Here is a 15,011-nt window from a genome sequence, read left to right on the forward strand (position 1 = left end):
GAGTGCTGCTTCACGGACCTTCCGCCCGACCCTCGATGCTCTCCACCCCCCTGCTCCTGTCCTGGCTCGCCTTCGCGGCGCCCTCCCCCGCCACGCCCCCCGCTCCCGCCGCCACGAGCGTCTATTCCCTGGAGGACGGTGCCTTCATCGTCCAGGCCCAGCGTGACCTGGAGGTCCTCGAGCGAGATGCCCAGGGACTGCTCGCCCTGCGAGAACAGCTCACCCAGACGCGCGAGCTCTACCTGCGCTCGCAGGACGTCCCCTACTCGCCCGACGAGAAGCGCACCCTGCTCTCCACCTGGGCCGCCTTCTCGGATCACTTCGCCTCGCTCGAACGCATCCGCCAGCGCTACTGGGACTTCGTGAAGGAGCCCTCGCTCACCCGGAAGACGAAGCACGCCTGGGGCTTCCTGCTCACCCATGGCGCGCTCGCCGCGGAGCTGGCCCATGGGCTCGCGTACGCGGAGCTCACCACCGGCCGTGCCCAGCTCGAAGTCCTCCTGGACGAGCCCTCCGAGGACTATGGCCTGCCCGCGCGCACCTTCGCCCGCTTCAAGGAGAAGGCCCTCCACGTCTCCACCACCACCCAACTGCTCACGGGCGACACCTACGCCGAGCAGTCCAGGTCCCTGTTCAAGAAGGCGGGGCTGCTCGGCGTTCCCGGCGCGGTGCGGCTGATGCAGGAGTCGCGGCGCAACGTCCAGGCCGCCCGGAGTCAGTTGTCCCGCAAGGGCGCCACGCTCTTCGCCAAGGCGGGCGCGGACGTGCTCCAGGACGCCACCGCCCGGGCCCTCTTCCCCACCCAGCGCGCCGTGGCCGAGTGGATGGGCGACACCAAGGTGAAGCGCCTGGGCAAGCCCCTCATCCGCCGGGAACAGGCGCTCGGCTTGCTGGCCCGGATGCAGCCAGGCGATCTCATGGTGGCGCGGCAGAACTGGTACCTCTCCAACATCGGTCTGCCGGGCTTCTGGCCCCATGCCGAGCTGTACGTGGGCACGCCCCAGGACTGGGCCACGTTCCTCGACCCGGACCCGGAGGTGAAGGCGTGGCTCCAGAGCCTGCCCGGCGCGCCCCAGACGCTCGCCGAGCACCTGGCGCGCGAGTACCCCGACAAATGGAGTACCTTCACCACGCCGGACAGCCACGGAGACGCCATCCGCATCATCGAGTCCATCAGCGAGGGGGTGTCCTTCACCGGCCCCGAGCACGGCATGCACGTGGATTACCTGGGCGTGCTGCGTCCGCGCCTGGCCCGGGTGGACAAGGCCCGCGCCATCGCCCGCGCCTTCCACTTGCAGGGGCGGCCCTACGACTTCAACTTCGACTTCTTCTCCGACGCCTCGCTCGTGTGCACCGAACTCGTCTACAAGTCCTATGCCCCCTCCCAGGAGATGAAGGGGGTGCGCATTGGGCTGGTGGATGTGGCCGGCCGGCGCACCCTGCCCGCCAACGAGTTCGTCCGGCTCTTCGATGCGGAGTACGACCGACCCGACAGGCAGTTGGATTTCGTTGCGTTCCTGGAGGGACGGGAGCAGGAGCAGGATGCGGTGGAGGGCGATGAGGCCTCCTTCCGGCGCTCGTGGCGCCGGGTGAAGTGGGACATCGCCCAGCAATGAGCCGAGGGAGACGCACGCGATGACGGAAGAGAGTGGATACGAGATGCTGGCCATCGCCGGCACGCTCTTCGAGCGGATGATTTCCCAGCAGCAGGCCAAGGTGTTGCGCCTGGCCCGGGAGGTCGTCCCCAACATCACTCCCGAGGAGTTGCGCAACCCCCATGACTTCCCGAAACTCAAGGAACACGCGACCTTTGAGTTCGAGGACGGGCTGTTGTCGGGGCTCATCTCGGCGCAGATCGCCTTCAACGCGGAAATCAAGGGCCGGTTGTTGCCCCCCCAACCTCCGGCGGACTGAGCGCTTGCCTGCCTTTGCCGTCTGACCTTCCCTGGGTTAGTCCTTTCTCCGTGAGCATCACCTCGACCTTGAGCCCGCCGCTCGCCCGCGAACGCCTCGTGTCCGCGCTCGCCGCCGACCCCCCGCGGTTGGATCTCGCCGCGTTGGCCATCGCCACACTCAACCAGCCCCACCTGGATGCCGCGGCCTGTCTGCACACGCTGGATGCCCTGGCGGCGCGGGTCCAGGTGGAGATGGAGCGGCACGCGGGGCACGGGGAGGTGCTGGCGGGCCTCACGGCGCTGCGGCACGTGCTCGCGGACATCGAGGGGTTCCGCGGCAACGAGGACGACTTCCACTCGCCGGACAACAGCTTCCTGGACCTGGTGCTGGAGCGGAAGGTGGGCCTGCCCATCTCCCTGTCGGTGCTGTACCTGGAGGTGGCGCGGCGCGCGGGCATCCCCTTGTACGGTGTGTCCTTTCCCGGGCACTTCCTCGTTGCGTGCAGCGCGGGGGACCACAAGCTCGTGGTGGACCCGTTCCACGAGGGAGCCATCCTCACGGAGGAGGGCTGCAAGGAGTTGTTGGAGCGCGTGGCGCCCCAGCTGCGCTTCAACCCCGAAACCATGCTGTCGCCCGCGCCCGTGGAGCTCATCGCCTACCGGATGCTGTCCAACCTGCGGCGCGTGTACCTGGAGCGCGAGGACTACGAGCGGGGCCTGGCCGTGGTGGATCTGCTGCTCATGCTCGCGCCCAACCACCCAGGGGAGCTGCGCACGCGCGCGGCCCTGCTCGCCAATCTGGGTGCCTACCGGGCGGCGCTCAAGGACGTGGAGCGCTGCCTGGAGCTGTCGCCGGACGCGCCGGATCGGGATCGGCTGGAAATGACGGTCCGGGAGTTGCGCGAGCGCGCCGAACTGCTGAACTGAGCGCATGCGCGAACTTCGACCGTGGCCCCGTCTGCGCCGGGGCCTGGAGCACGACTACCACATCCTCAAGGTCCGCCAGGACATGGTGGCCGATCCCCGCAATGGCCAGGAGCACCCTCGGGTGTTCATCGACTGCCCAGACTGGGTGAACGTCATTGGCGTGACGAGGGACGAGCAGCTCATCCTCATCCGCCAGTACCGCTTCGGGGTGTCCTCGGTGACGCTGGAGATTCCCGGCGGCGTGGTGGACGCCGGCGAGACGCCCGAGCACGCCGCGGCGCGGGAACTGGAAGAGGAGACGGGCTACGTCGCGGAGCGACTGGTAGCGCTCGGGTCCGTGGAGGCCAATCCCGCCCTCCAGCCCAACCGCTGCCACAGCTTCCTGGCCCTCGGCTGCGTGAAGGCGCACGAGGGAAAACAGGACGAAGGAGAGGACATCGCGGTGGAGCTGCACCCGCGCGCGGCCGTGCCCCAGCTCATCCTCGGAGGCGCCATCACCCATTCGCTGGTGGTGGTGGCCTTCTACCTGGAGCACCTGCGCGCCAGCATTCCCCGCTGACGCCCCGGCGGCTCAGGGCATCACGAGTCGAAGCCAAAAGGCGATGGTCGCCCAGCTGCGCAAGCGATTGGCGTGGCCGTTGACGGCGTGACCGATGTTGGGAATCGCATCCACGAACACGAATGGCGAGCGGGGATAGGCCTGGGCCTCCTGACGCGCGAAGGCCGCGGGCGCCACCGCGTCGAACTGGCCCAGCTGCACCAGCACCGGCACGGTGATGTTCTCCGAGGGGATGGGCTCCGGGTTGGCCAGCAGGGTGAACAGATCAATGAGCTGTCCCCGAGGCGTGGTGTCCGCCACCGAGTTGTCATAGGCGATGACGGCCGGGTCCGCGTGCGCCACATCGAAGAAGAGCCCCGTGCGCAGTTCCGCGGGGACGGTGACGTAGGGGCCCTGCTCCAGCAGCGGCCCGAAGACCTCATCCCCCACGGGCAATTCGTGGAAGGTGTTGAGCCATCCGGTGAGCACCACCGCCTGCGCGTCATGGTGGAGCGCCTGGGCATAGGTGGTGATGAGCGCCCCGTTGGAGTGTCCCACGTAGACAAGCTTCTCGAAGGTGTGGCGCTCCGCCTGGGCGCGCAATCGCACCACCACCTGGTGCAGGGCGCTCACCGACTCCGCCAGGTTCAGGAAGTCCCCATTCGGACGGCTGCTCTCGCCGTACCCGAGAAGGTCCAAGGCGAGCACCGCGTATTGCTGACGCGCCATGAAGCGCGCGTAGGAATACTCCTCATGGTTGATGTCCGGCAGATCCCAGTACCCATGGTTGTAGGTGATGCCATGCACGAGGACTTGCACCGGCCGGTTCTTCAACGTCCCCTGGTAATAGAGATAACCGACGACTTGATAGGTTTTTCCATCGGACAGCGTCACGGGATAGGTGCGCCGCTCCACCGTGATGTCCTGCCCTCCCCCCGCCTCCGCCAGTCCCGGTGACGCCCAGCCCCCTCCCAGCAGGAGCGCCATCCACATCACCACCCAACGAAGCATCTTCTTCATGAACAGACTCCTATCCGCCTTCCCTGGAAACCTCAATATACACCATAACCACGAAGAACCGGAACTACATGAATAATCCACTAAATTCAAAGAAATGGTAATTCCGTTAATTCACGTTGAACTCCATCTTTCGGGAGGGGTTCCTGATGGCGGTGCGGGGAGTGGGAAGACAGACCCCGAAAGTCGCGGAATCTGACACGATGACCCAGGCAGGCACGGGAGGGGCAGACGGCGTGAGTCGATCAGAGGTGAAGGAACGGCTGGAGCGGCTGGAGCTCCCGTTCAATGCGTATGGGGTGGACCCGTATGGCGTGTCCCGGTGGCACCTGGGCGTCATCTACGAGGCGCTGACCTTCTTCTACCGGCACTACTTCCGGGTGCGATGCCACGGCATCGAGCACGTGCCCGCGCGCGGCAGGGGCATGCTGGTGGGCAACCACTCCGGCGGCGTGGCGGTGGACGGGATGATGGTCATCGCGTCGTGCTTCCTGGAGGCCGACCCGCCTCGGCTGGCCCAGGGCATGGCGGAGAAGTTCGTGAACGCCATGCCCCTGGCCTCCATCTGGAGCAGCCGCTGTGGACAGTTCCCCGGCCTGCCCGAGAACGCCACGCGGCTGTTGGAAGAGGAGCGGCTGCTGCTCGTCTTCCCCGAGGGCGCGCGAGGCACCGCGAAGCTCTACCCCCAGCGCTATGATCTGGTGGATTTCGGCACGGGCTTCATGCGCCTGGCGCTCAAGACGCGCACCCCCATCATCCCGTTCGGCTTCCTGGGCGGAGGAGCGGCCATCCCCACGGTGGCCAACCTCTATGGCCTGGGCAAGGCGCTCGGCATGCCCTACGTGCCCGTCACGCCCTACCTGCTGCCCCTGCCCCTGCCGGTGCCGCTCGAAATCCATTACTCCGAGCCCATGGTCTTCGAGGGCACGGGCAACGAAGAGGACACGGTCATCCAGGGCTACGTGGAACAGGTGAAGGCACGCATCGCGGACATCATCGACCAGCGCCGCAGCGAGCGCTGGCGGGAGGCGGAGAAGCCATGAAGGTTCTCATCCTCGGATTGGGTGGAGCGGTGGCGCGGCGCGTCGCGCTCGGGTTGCACGAGCGCGGACACACGGTGATCGGCATCGACACGCGGCCCTGGAAGGAAGCGCCCCGGGGCATCGAGATGCACACGGTGGACCTGCGCAAACGGGCGGCGGAGGACGTCTTCCGCACCCGGCGGCCCGACGCCGTGGTGCACATGGCCACGGTGACGTCCCTGCGCGTCCAGGGCGAGGAGCGCCACCGCATCAACCTGGGGGGCACGCGCGTGGTGTTCGAGCACTGCCGCACGTACGGCGTGAAGCACGCGCTCTTCATCGGCCGGCATACCTTCTATGGAGCGGCCCCGGACTCGGCGCTCTACCACACCGAGGACGAGCCCCCGAAGGAGCTGGCCTCCTTCCCCGAGCTGGCGGACCTGGTGGCCGCGGACCTCTACGCGTCCACGGCCTTGTGGCGCACCCCGGAGCTGGCCACGTCGGTGCTGCGCGTGTGCTACACGCTGGGGCCGTCCGCCCAGGGCACCCTGGCCACCTTCCTGCGCGGGCGGCGGGTGCCCCTGGTGGCGGGGTACGATCCCCTCTTCCAGTTCATGCACGAGGATGACGTGGCGTCGGCCATCGTGCTCGCGGTGGAGAAGCGCCCCCGCGGCGTCTTCAACGTGGCGGGGCCTCAGCCGCTGCCCCTGTCCGTCATCGTGCGCGAGGCCCAGCGCGTCCCGGCGCCACTGCCCATGGCGGTGCTGCGCCAGCTCATCGGCCGCTTCGGACTGCCGCGTCTGCCTCCCGGGGCGCTCTACCACCTGCAATACCCCATCGTGGTGGACGCGCGGGCCTTCCAGGCCGCCACCGGCTTCACCCACCGCTACAACGAAGTCCAGACCGTCCAGTCCTTCCTGGACGCCCACCCGACGCCGCCCTCCCACCGTGAGCAGTTGCGTCACAAGTTGGAGACGCTCGGCGTCGTGAAGTCGTAGCACGAGCACCCGCCCTCGGGCGGGCACCGGCGTCGCCGTCATGGGTGCATGGTAGTCTTCGCGCCCTCGCGGACTCGCACCCAGGAGTTCCCATGATCGTCGTACCGTCCACGCTGGATGCGGTCATCGTCCACGCCGAGGGGGCCCTGTGCACCCGCCTGGCGTGGGTGCCGCTGGATCAGGGCCGGCTGCCCGTGCAGGTGCGCGTGGCGGGACTGCCCCTGGGACTGCGAGTGGGCTCGCTCCGGGCCTCCGTGCTCTCGGGCCCCCCGGGACTGCGGGTGAGGGACGTGCGGCCCGCCTTCGACGTCAAGCTGCCGCCCGAGCCCGAGCTCCCCGCGACCCAGCAGTCCCTGGAAGAGGCCCAGGACACGCTCGCCACGATCGCGTCCGAGTTGGAGCGCACCCGGAAGGACATCGCCTCCCTGCGCAACCTCCAGCCGGCGTTTCCCCCGCGCGGGAAGCACGAGCCCCAGCCCCCCCGGGAGTCCTCCCTCACGGCCATCCTGTCCCTCGCGGGCTTCGTCGACGAGGAGCTCGCCGCCCAGCAGACCCGGCTGCTCGAGTTGGAGCGACGGCACCGCGAGGCCGAGGAGGAAGTGGAGCTGCGCCGCAAAAGGCTCCAGGAGGGCTCCTCCGCGACGAGAGGCCAGCGCGCCCAGCTCCACCGCGCGGCCCTCATCACGCTGTCGGAAGCGGCGCCTTCCGAGGAGCGCGTGCGGCTCGCGCTCGAGTACGCGGTGTCCGGAGCCCGCTGGGTGCCCGGGTATGAGCTGCGGATGCCGAGGACACTCGATGGGGGCACCCTGCGCATGCGCGCCTCCGTGCTGCAGCGCACCGGCGAGGACTGGAGCCAGGTGCGTCTGAGCCTGTCCACCGCCGCCCTGGAGCGGCGCGCGGATGTGCCCGAACTCAAGGCCCTGCGCATTGGCCGGCGACAGCCGCCCCCCGCGCGCTCGGGCTGGCGCGAACCGCCTCCGGGGCTCGACGCGCTGTTCTCCAACTACGACGCCGCCCTGCCTCCGCCCCCGCCTTCCCCACCCGTGGAGCGCACCCGGGTCCGCGAATTCGCCATGCCCCCCCCGGCTGCGCCTCCCCCTCCTCCCGCGCCCGCGCCCCAGCGCATCACCCAGTCCATGCCCGTGCCGAGTGCCGCCAGGCCCATGCCCCCGGGCAGCCTGGGCGGAGCGCCTCCACCCGCCCCCAGCGCACCACCCCCCCTCGCGCCCAAGGCCAAGAAGACGGGCGCGGATCTCATGAGACGCCGGAGCGTCATGAAGGAGGAAGAAGAGGACACGGGCAATGGTCTGTTCGAGGGAGCGGCGCCCGAGCTCGACCTGATGGACATGGATGAATCGTTCGAGCCCCAGGGGGGAGCCCCGGCGGCCGCGTCCAAATCCCAGGAGCTGGAGCCCGAGGCCAACCTGCTCGACTACGGCAACCTGGTGCTGGGCGCCGCCAGCCAGGTGGGACAGCGCGGACGGCTGCACTCCCAACCCGAGGCGGCCCTCCAGGAACAGCTCGTGGTGATGGGCGTCCACCTGCACCTGGATGTGTTCGCCCTCGTGGCCCAATACGAGCGGGTGGCGGAGTCCGTGCGGAACGTGGAACCGCCCGTCGGCACCGTGCTTCCCCAGGAGTCCTCGCCGAACTTCGCCCACCGTTTCGACGTGGAGAGCCGGGTCGAGGTCCCCTCGGATGGCCGCTGGCACACCGTTCCGGTCCTCTCCGCCGCCGTGGGTCTGAGCGCTGAATACGTCAGCGTGCCCTCGGTGGAGCCCTATGTGTTCCGCACCGTTCAGGTGAACAACCCCACGTCCCATGCGCTGCTCGCGGGGCCGGTGGATGTCACGCTCGGCGACGAGTTCCTGATGACCTCGCCCCTGCCCACGCTCGCGCCCGGCGCCACCCAGCGGCTGGGCCTGGGCGTCGAGGAGTCCATCAAGGTGTCGCGCCACACGCGCTTCGATGAGCTGTCCGGCGGCATGTTCAACAACGCCAACACGCTCCTGCACCATGTCTCCGTCGAGCTGGCCAACCGCACCCAGCGGCCCGTCACCGTGGAAGTGCTCGAGCGCGTGCCCGCGGTGCCCCTGGCCGAAAAGGACATCAAGGTGGACGAGTCCGAGGTGAAGCCCGCCTGGAGCAAGCGCGAGGCCGCGCCCGGAGAAGCACCCGTGGAGGGCGAGCGGGCCTGGAAGGTCACCCTGCGCCCCGGAGAGACGAACAAGCTGCTCGCCACGTGGTCCATCCGCATTCCTTCCAACAAGATGCTCGTGGGCGGTAACCGGAGGACATGATGAGCACCCCCTTGCACCTGCCCATCGTCAAGGTGACGGTCCTGGAGGATCGGGCGCTCGTGGAGCGCCGCGCCGACGTCACCCTGCCCGCCGGACCGCACGCGTTGAGCGTGGAGGGACTGTCTCCGCTCGCGGTGGATCGCTCGCTCCAGGCCCAGCTCACCGGGGGCAGCGTGGCCCAGGCCCGGCTGAGCCGCGTCGCGAAGGAGAAGGCGCCCGAGAGCGCCCCCGACAAGACGCAATTGCGCCTGCGCGTGGAGTCCCTGGAGCGCGAACACAAGCAGGCCCAGGCGGAAGTGGAGCGGCTTCATGCGCGCCTGGCGGTGGTGGAGACGGCCCGCGAGGACGTGCTGCGCGCCATCGCCGAGTTCACGGGCCATGGACAGGCGAAGCCCGAGTCCTGGCACACCCAGCTCGAGACGGTCCGTCAGGCGGCGGCCACCACCGACGAGGCGCTTCGTCAGGCCACCCGGCGCGCGGCGCGGACGCGGCAACAGTGGGCGGAGGCCCAGTCAGTGCTCGCCCAGGGAGAGCAACCGGAGCAACGGCTCGTCACCTCGGCGCGGCTGGAGGTGAATCACCCCACGGGCGGCACCGTGTCCCTGCGCGTGACGTACCTGGTGCCGTGCGCGGTGTGGCGGCCCGCGTACCGCGCCACGCTCCTGCCCTCCGAGGTCGGCGAGTCGGTGACCCTCGAATGCGAGGCCGTGGTGTGGCAGCGCACCGAGGAGGACTGGAAGGACGTGGAGCTCCTGCTGTCCACGGCCCGCCCCACCCTGGGGGCCTCGCCTCCGCGGTTGGTGGAGGACTGGCTGCGGCTGCGCGACAAGAGCGAGCAGGAGAAGCACTCCGTGGAGGTGGCCCTGCGCGAGGAAGTCCTCCAGAACACGGGAGAGGGAGGCGCACGGCACACGGAGGAGCTGCCAGGACTGGACGACGGCGGCGAGGCCCTGACGCTCCGGGCGCCCCACGCCGTCACCCTGCCGAGCGATGGCGCACCCCACCGCGTGCCGCTGTTCCAGTTCACCTCGCCCGCGTCCTCGGAGCTCGTCGGCGCCCCGGAGCACTCCCCGCTGGTGCACCGCGTGGCGCGCTTCGACAACCGGGGCGTGGGAGTCCTTCTGGCCGGACCCGTGGAGCTCGTGCGCGCGAGCGGGTACGTGGGCCGCGCCCAGCTCAAGTTCACCGGCGTGGGCGAGCGGCTCAAGCTGGGCTTCGGCAGCGAGGACGCCCTGCGCATCCTCCGGAGGGAGGACACGAAGCAGGACACCCAGCGCCTCACCGGCCGGCGCATCCGCACCCACCAGGTGAAGCTGTTCCTCTCCAACACCGGCGCGCGCCCCGAGAAGGTGATTCTCGAGGAGCGCATGCCCGTCTCGGAGGTCGAGGCGGTGGAGGTGAAGCTCGTGCAGGAGCAGACACGGCCCGCGCCCGCCAAGGTGAGCGAGGACGGCATCGTCCGCTTCGAGCTGGCCGCTCCGGCGGGCTCCCAGCAGGAGCTGGCCTTCGTGTACTCCGTGAGCAGTTCCTCCAAGGTGGCCGGGCTCTAGAAACGGCACCGCGGATGCGAAGGGGAGCGGATGTCCCCACCGCATCCGCGGAGGATGCTTCGAGCCGTTCGGAGAAGCGGCTAGCCCGCCACGTAGGCGCGGCGGTGCTCGCGGATCTCCTTGAGGCGGAACTCACCCGGAGCCGGGGCCAGCTGCTCCGGCGCGTCCGAGGCCAGGTTCATGATGCGCTCGTACTCCGCCACGGAGATGCGCTCGCGGCGCGCGAGCACGCCCTCCACGTTCGCCTTCGCGATGCGCTGGGCGGCGTTCGCGCCCACCACGCCGGAGTAGAACTCCGAGCAGCAGCCGCTGCCGTAGGACAAGAGGCCAATGCGCTTGCCCGCCAGCGCCGCGGCCTCCGCGTTCATCAGACCCGCGAGTGCCAGGTACAGCGAGGCGGTGTACACGTTGCCGATGCGGGCGTTGAGGGTGAGCGACGACGCCACCTGGGCCTCGTAGCTGGCGGTGGACTTCGCGAGCTCCTCGCGCTCGGCCGGCGTGGCGTTCTGGGTGGCCGCAGAGGCCTCCAGGTCACACTGCCGCAGCTGGGTGTGGGCCTTGCGCGCCATCTTGCAGAAGGGCACGTGGTAGAGGATGCGCGCGAGCTGCTCGCTCGGCAGCGTGTCACCCCAGCGCACCACCTCGTGCGCCAGCGCGCGCTCGCGCCAGCCGCGGTACGCCCCCGAGAGCGCGTCCAGGTAGCAGCCGATGGAGTAGTGGCCATCCACCAGCGCCTCGCGCCGGCCCGAGGGGCGCCAGAAGTCGTACACGTCCTGGGTGCTCGCGCCGTTGAGCCCGATGTCCAGGGCGAGCAGGTCCGGCTGCTCCGACACGAGCAGGGCCACCGCGCCACCGCCCTGGGTGGGCTCACCCGCGGTGTTCAGGCCATAGCGGGCGATGTCCGAGCAGATGACGAGGGCCGTGCGGCCCGCGCCGGCGCCCGAGGCGATCCACTCGGAGGCGGCCATCAGGCCCGCGGTGCCGCCGTAGCACGCGTGCTGGGCGTCGAAGCTGCGCATGGTGCGCGGCAGCTTGAGCAGACCCTGGACGTGCGAGGCCACCGGCTTGGCGTGGTCGACGCCCGTCTCGGTGCCCACCACCAGCATGCCGATGCGCGAGGTGTCCACGCCCTGCTCCTGGATGAGCCGGGCGGCGGCCGACGCGGCGAGCGCCACCGAGTCCTCACCGGGGTCCGCCACCGCCATCTCCTTGGCGCCCAGACCCGAGGTGTACTTGGCGGGATCCACACCCCGCGCCTGCGCCAGCTCCGCGATGTCCACGTACTTGCGCGGTACCGCGATGGCCAGCGCTTCGATTCCAACCTGCTTCTTCATGACGAATACCTCGATCAGGGGCGGGGAAGAGGGAGTCTACTGAATCTCTTGGGGCAGGAGCACCACGCGGCCCGCGATCTCGCGGTTCTCCAGGCGGAAGTGGGCCTTGCCTGCCTCGGACAGCGCGACGGCATCCGACACGAAGGGGCGAATCTTCCCCTCGGCCACCAGCCGCAGGGACTCGTCCAGCTCCTCGCGCGTGGTGGCGAAGGCGCCGATGATCTCCAGCTCCTTGACGATGACGAGGCCGGGGTTCAGGTCCACCGTGCCCGTCTCCAGGTTGCCCACCACCACCACCCGGCCGCCGGGCGCCATGGCCTTGAGCGTCTGGGGGAAGGTGACGCTGCCGACGATCTCGATGGCCACGTTGACGCCCTCGCCGCCGGTGAGCTTCTTGGCCGCCGAGGCGAAGTCCAGGCCCCGCGAGACGATGACCTCGTCCGCGCCCGCCTCGCGCAGCGCCTGCACCTTGGCTTCACCGGACGTCACGGCGAGGACACGCGCCCCGTCCGCCTTGGCCAGCTGCACCGCCGCCAGGCCCACGCCGCCGCTCGCCCCGGTGATGAGCACCGTCTCGCCCGCGCGAATCTTGCCGCGCGTGCGCAGGGTGTGCACCGCCGTCCCCAGGGTGCAGCACACCGTGGCCGCCACCGGCCAGGGCAGGTTCGCCGGCACCCGGCCCAGGCCCATGACGGGCGCCGTCATGTACTCCGCGTAGCCGCCGGAGATCTCCTCGCCGAAGAAGCGGTTGTCCTTCTTGCACAGGCTGTTGCGGCCACTCTTGCACAGCGCGCACTCGCCACACGACAGCCGCTGCAGCGTGGCCACCCGGTCGCCCACCTTCCACCCCGGCGTGTCCGGCCCCACCTCGACGATCTCACCGGCCGCCTCGTGGCCGAGGATGGCGGGCACGTGGGTGCGCGGCAGGTTGCCCCGGCGGTTGATGACGTCGTGGTAGCAAACACCACAGGCGTGCACCTTGATGAGCACCTCGCCGCGGCCCGGACGGGGATCCGGCATGTTCTCCAACCGCAGGTTGCTCGCCGCACCAAACTCACGAAGAACGACAGCCCTCATGCAAGACTCCCAAAGGAAAAGAGGATGACTCAGGCCCCCACGAGCTGATCGCGGTGGCCACGTGAATCGATGGACCGGATCGCCGCGAGCGTGCGCGCGTCCGGCAGGGGCGTGAGCGGCAGGTGCGCCTCCGCCTGGAAATGAAAGCCCGTGCGCTCGCCGATCTGCTCGACGGTGGCCCACGGGTGACGGGCGAGCAGCCTCGCCCCTCCCGCTCCGAGCTCGAAGACGCCCAGGTCCGAGACGAGCCGCACCGGACGGCGATCATCCCGCGTGGTCACCACCTGCACCTCGGGCACGAGGTTGCGGCGCGACTGGCGGGGCACCAGCAGGATGGGCCGGCGCACCCACTGGCGCAGCGTGGCCGCGCCCGCGACCCCGGGGAACTTGGTGCGGGGCTGGCCCAGGCTGCCCGAGGCCGTCATGTTGGTGCGGCCCAGGGCATCCACCTCGGCGGCCCCGAAGAACACGGTGTCCACCCGCCCCCGGCGCGCGTGGTCGAAGAGGTCCGGAATGGACACCTCCGCCGAGCGCCCATCCAGGAAGCGCAGGTCCTCGGACGAGGGGTAGAGCGTGGGCAGGTCCGGATTGAGCGAGCCCACACACGCCAGGTACGTCAGGCGAGGCGCGTGCGTGGCACGGGCCACGGCGATGGCGAGGATGGCCAGGGGCGAGGCGACGCCGGTGGCCACCACCGCGCCGTCCTCGATTTCCCGAGCCAGCAGCGACACCACCACTTCGGCGGGAGTTGCGTCCGCGCTCATGCCACGCTCCGCATGCTCAAGAGTTTCTCCAGGAACTCCGCTTCCCGTCCGGCCTCGGCCAGGGAGAGGTAGTCCGCCAGCATCGCGTCGTCGTGCGGGTAGAGGCCCGCGCACCCACTGGGCAGCGCACCGCCCCGCGCCAGCGCGACGCGCTCCACCTGGAAGCCCGGAATCGTCACCCGGGGCAGCCGCGCCACGCGCTCCTCGGCCGTCGCCAGCACCCGCCGCGCCGCGCCCGCCACCAGCACGTCCGTGGTCGGATCCTCGATGAAGAGGTTGCCCTGCTCGTCCGCCGCGCGCGCGTGGATGAGCGCCACGTCCGGATAGAAGGCCTGCTCCACGGGAACCGGCTGGCCGGTGAAGGGGTCCACCACCGTCAGCAACGGCTCGGCGTCGGCCAGCTCGGACACGTCCGCGTCCGGAGCGGGGATGAAGGGCAGGCCCATGGACGCCGCGCGCAGGCGCTGGACCACGCGGTAGCCGTCATGCTCGCGCCAGGCGATCCGCCCCTGCTCGATGGCCCGCTTGAGACAGGGCATGGGCCGCACGCGCCCTTCCAGGTGCAGCGCGCCGAAGGGCAGCTCCACCCGCGACAGACACCCGCCCGCCACCAGGAACTCGGCCGGCAGGGGATTGGGCAGGGACATCACCTGGAGGTTCCTGCGGCCCTGGGCGATCAGCTCCAGCACCAGCGCCATGGGCGCGCGGCCGAGCATGAAGCCCCCGGGCGCGAGCCAGGCTCCATCCGGGATGGAGGCCACCAACTCGGACACCGAACCCCAGCGACCCGGCTTCATGACATGCCCTCCACCGACTTGGGAGCCACGAGTGACAGCAGGGGCGAGGCCGCCGAGCCCGGAGCCACCAGCCCCGTGAAGAGCAGATCCACCATCTCGTCCGCCACCTGCGTGGCCGACAGACGGCCGTCGGGCTGGAACCACTTGTAGATCCACAGCACCATGCCGAGGAACGAGAAGGCGGCCACCGTGGGCTGCACCGGGCGGATGCGGCCCGTGCGCACGGCCTCGGCGAACGAGTCCTCGAGGAAGCGCACGTAGCGCTTCTTGCGCTGATCGATGAAGGAGCGGGCCTCACCGGTGAGCGTGGCGTGCTCGTGGAGGATGATGATGACCTCCTTGGAGCAACCTCCCGTCACCAGGTGGATGTTGAGCCGCATGCACTCGCGCAGCCGCTCCACCGGGTCCGGCATCGGCGCCACCTTGTCGAGCACGTCCTGCTCGAAGGCGCTCATGCCGTAGCTCATGATGTCGAAGAGCAGCTGCTCCTTGTTCTGCACGTGGTGATAGAGCCCCGCCTTCGTCATCCGGCACGCGGCGGCGATCTCCTGCATGGAGGTGCCTTCGTAGCCGCGCTCGCAGATGAGACGGGCGGCCGTCTCCATGATGGCCCGGTAGCGCTCCCCATCGTCCTGCTTCCGCCCCGAATGCATCGCGTGTCCTTTCCGGGCCGACCCTCGCGGGCGTCGCCATTCACCTACCGACCGGTCGGTAAAGTCTCCTGTCGGACGGATCCCGTCAAGGGCAAACCCACGCGCCCAAGGATTTCAAGGGGATGGAAAGGAGAGGACG

The 15,011-nt window shown here is 69.7% G+C and carries 14 protein-coding genes; 8 read left to right on the forward strand and 6 right to left on the reverse strand.

Annotated elements, in window-relative coordinates:
* Window positions 1-35: 35 nt before the first annotated feature.
* Genes MEBOL_RS04550 through MEBOL_RS04565 form a run of 4 tightly spaced genes read left to right on the forward strand, consistent with a single transcriptional unit; the run spans window position 36 to window position 3,381 of the window.
* The gene (locus tag MEBOL_RS04550) at window positions 36-1,616 is read left to right on the forward strand and encodes a YiiX/YebB-like N1pC/P60 family cysteine hydrolase (RefSeq protein ID WP_095976257.1); all 1,581 of its coding nucleotides are present in this window, start codon (window positions 36-38) and stop codon (window positions 1,614-1,616) included.
* Between the two features lie 19 nt (window positions 1,617-1,635).
* Window positions 1,636-1,914, forward strand: a complete 279-nt coding sequence (locus MEBOL_RS04555) for a hypothetical protein (protein ID WP_095976258.1) — start codon at window positions 1,636-1,638, stop codon at window positions 1,912-1,914.
* Between the two features lie 50 nt (window positions 1,915-1,964).
* Entirely contained in the window at window positions 1,965-2,822 is an 858-nt protein-coding gene (locus MEBOL_RS04560; protein WP_095976259.1) for a SirB1 family protein, read from the forward strand.
* Window positions 2,823-2,826: 4 nt separating this feature from the next.
* Window positions 2,827-3,381 carry an NUDIX hydrolase gene (locus MEBOL_RS04565; RefSeq protein WP_095976260.1) on the forward strand — a complete coding sequence of 185 codons (555 nt, stop codon included), beginning with the start codon at window positions 2,827-2,829 and terminating at the stop codon, window positions 3,379-3,381.
* 12 nt (window positions 3,382-3,393) lie between these two features.
* On the opposite strand, the gene MEBOL_RS04570 is transcribed toward MEBOL_RS04565, so the two are convergent.
* Window positions 3,394-4,380, reverse strand: coding sequence for an alpha/beta hydrolase (locus tag MEBOL_RS04570; RefSeq protein WP_095976261.1), 987 nt, complete (start codon window positions 4,378-4,380; stop codon window positions 3,394-3,396).
* A 233-nt stretch (window positions 4,381-4,613) separates the two neighbouring features.
* On the opposite strand from MEBOL_RS04570, the gene MEBOL_RS04575 reads away from it, so the two are divergent.
* From MEBOL_RS04575 to MEBOL_RS04590, 4 genes are all read left to right on the forward strand, one after another.
* Window positions 4,614-5,420: a 1-acyl-sn-glycerol-3-phosphate acyltransferase gene (locus MEBOL_RS04575; protein ID WP_245919451.1), complete on the forward strand. Its 807-nt coding sequence runs from the start codon at window positions 4,614-4,616 to the stop codon at window positions 5,418-5,420.
* Window positions 5,417-6,397 carry an SDR family oxidoreductase gene (locus MEBOL_RS04580; RefSeq protein WP_095976262.1) on the forward strand — a complete coding sequence of 327 codons (981 nt, stop codon included), beginning with the start codon at window positions 5,417-5,419 and terminating at the stop codon, window positions 6,395-6,397. Before MEBOL_RS04575 ends, MEBOL_RS04580 begins: the two co-directional genes overlap by 4 nt.
* A 92-nt stretch (window positions 6,398-6,489) precedes the next feature.
* Window positions 6,490-8,697: a DUF4139 domain-containing protein gene (locus MEBOL_RS04585; protein WP_095976263.1), complete on the forward strand. Its 2,208-nt coding sequence runs from the start codon at window positions 6,490-6,492 to the stop codon at window positions 8,695-8,697.
* The gene (locus tag MEBOL_RS04590; RefSeq protein ID WP_095976264.1) at window positions 8,697-10,247 is read left to right on the forward strand and encodes a DUF4139 domain-containing protein; all 1,551 of its coding nucleotides are present in this window, start codon (window positions 8,697-8,699) and stop codon (window positions 10,245-10,247) included. The genes MEBOL_RS04585 and MEBOL_RS04590 overlap by 1 nt, the downstream gene beginning before the upstream one ends.
* Before the next feature lie 80 nt (window positions 10,248-10,327).
* Here the strand turns inward: MEBOL_RS04590 and MEBOL_RS04595 are convergent, their stop codons facing one another.
* Genes MEBOL_RS04595 through MEBOL_RS04615 form a run of 5 tightly spaced genes read right to left on the reverse strand, consistent with a single transcriptional unit; the run spans window position 10,328 to window position 14,872 of the window.
* Window positions 10,328-11,581, reverse strand: a complete 1,254-nt coding sequence (locus tag MEBOL_RS04595; RefSeq protein ID WP_095976265.1) for a hydroxymethylglutaryl-CoA synthase family protein — start codon at window positions 11,579-11,581, stop codon at window positions 10,328-10,330.
* Between the two features lie 36 nt (window positions 11,582-11,617).
* Window positions 11,618-12,658, reverse strand: a complete 1,041-nt coding sequence (locus MEBOL_RS04600) for an alcohol dehydrogenase catalytic domain-containing protein (protein WP_095976266.1) — start codon at window positions 12,656-12,658, stop codon at window positions 11,618-11,620.
* Between the two features lie 29 nt (window positions 12,659-12,687).
* Window positions 12,688-13,422: a CoA-transferase subunit beta gene (locus MEBOL_RS04605; RefSeq protein ID WP_095976267.1), complete on the reverse strand. Its 735-nt coding sequence runs from the start codon at window positions 13,420-13,422 to the stop codon at window positions 12,688-12,690.
* Window positions 13,419-14,219: a CoA transferase subunit A gene (locus tag MEBOL_RS04610; protein ID WP_095976268.1), complete on the reverse strand. Its 801-nt coding sequence runs from the start codon at window positions 14,217-14,219 to the stop codon at window positions 13,419-13,421. The genes MEBOL_RS04605 and MEBOL_RS04610 overlap by 4 nt, the downstream gene beginning before the upstream one ends.
* Window positions 14,216-14,872, reverse strand: a complete 657-nt coding sequence (locus MEBOL_RS04615) for a TetR/AcrR family transcriptional regulator (protein WP_095976269.1) — start codon at window positions 14,870-14,872, stop codon at window positions 14,216-14,218. Before MEBOL_RS04615 ends, MEBOL_RS04610 begins: the two co-directional genes overlap by 4 nt.
* Between the last annotated feature and the right edge of the window lie 139 nt (window positions 14,873-15,011).

This window comes from Melittangium boletus DSM 14713 (assembly GCF_002305855.1).
In the GTDB taxonomy this organism is placed as follows: Bacteria; Myxococcota; Myxococcia; order Myxococcales; family Myxococcaceae; genus Cystobacter; species Cystobacter boletus.

Coding starts and splice junctions, on each gene's coding strand:
- MEBOL_RS04550 (WP_095976257.1), top strand. CDS start 36: ATGCTCTCCACCCCCCTGCTCCTGTCCTGGCTCGCCTTCGCGGCGCCC.
- MEBOL_RS04555 (WP_095976258.1), top strand. CDS start 1,636: ATGACGGAAGAGAGTGGATACGAGATGCTGGCCATCGCCGGCACGCTC.
- MEBOL_RS04565 (WP_095976260.1), top strand. CDS start 2,827: ATGCGCGAACTTCGACCGTGGCCCCGTCTGCGCCGGGGCCTGGAGCAC.
- MEBOL_RS04570 (WP_095976261.1), bottom strand. CDS start 4,380: ATGAAGAAGATGCTTCGTTGGGTGGTGATGTGGATGGCGCTCCTGCTG.
- MEBOL_RS04580 (WP_095976262.1), top strand. CDS start 5,417: ATGAAGGTTCTCATCCTCGGATTGGGTGGAGCGGTGGCGCGGCGCGTC.
- MEBOL_RS04585 (WP_095976263.1), top strand. CDS start 6,490: ATGATCGTCGTACCGTCCACGCTGGATGCGGTCATCGTCCACGCCGAG.
- MEBOL_RS04590 (WP_095976264.1), top strand. CDS start 8,697: ATGAGCACCCCCTTGCACCTGCCCATCGTCAAGGTGACGGTCCTGGAG.
- MEBOL_RS04595 (WP_095976265.1), bottom strand. CDS start 11,581: ATGAAGAAGCAGGTTGGAATCGAAGCGCTGGCCATCGCGGTACCGCGC.
- MEBOL_RS04600 (WP_095976266.1), bottom strand. CDS start 12,658: ATGAGGGCTGTCGTTCTTCGTGAGTTTGGTGCGGCGAGCAACCTGCGG.
- MEBOL_RS04605 (WP_095976267.1), bottom strand. CDS start 13,422: ATGAGCGCGGACGCAACTCCCGCCGAAGTGGTGGTGTCGCTGCTGGCT.
- MEBOL_RS04610 (WP_095976268.1), bottom strand. CDS start 14,219: ATGAAGCCGGGTCGCTGGGGTTCGGTGTCCGAGTTGGTGGCCTCCATC.
- MEBOL_RS04615 (WP_095976269.1), bottom strand. CDS start 14,872: ATGCATTCGGGGCGGAAGCAGGACGATGGGGAGCGCTACCGGGCCATC.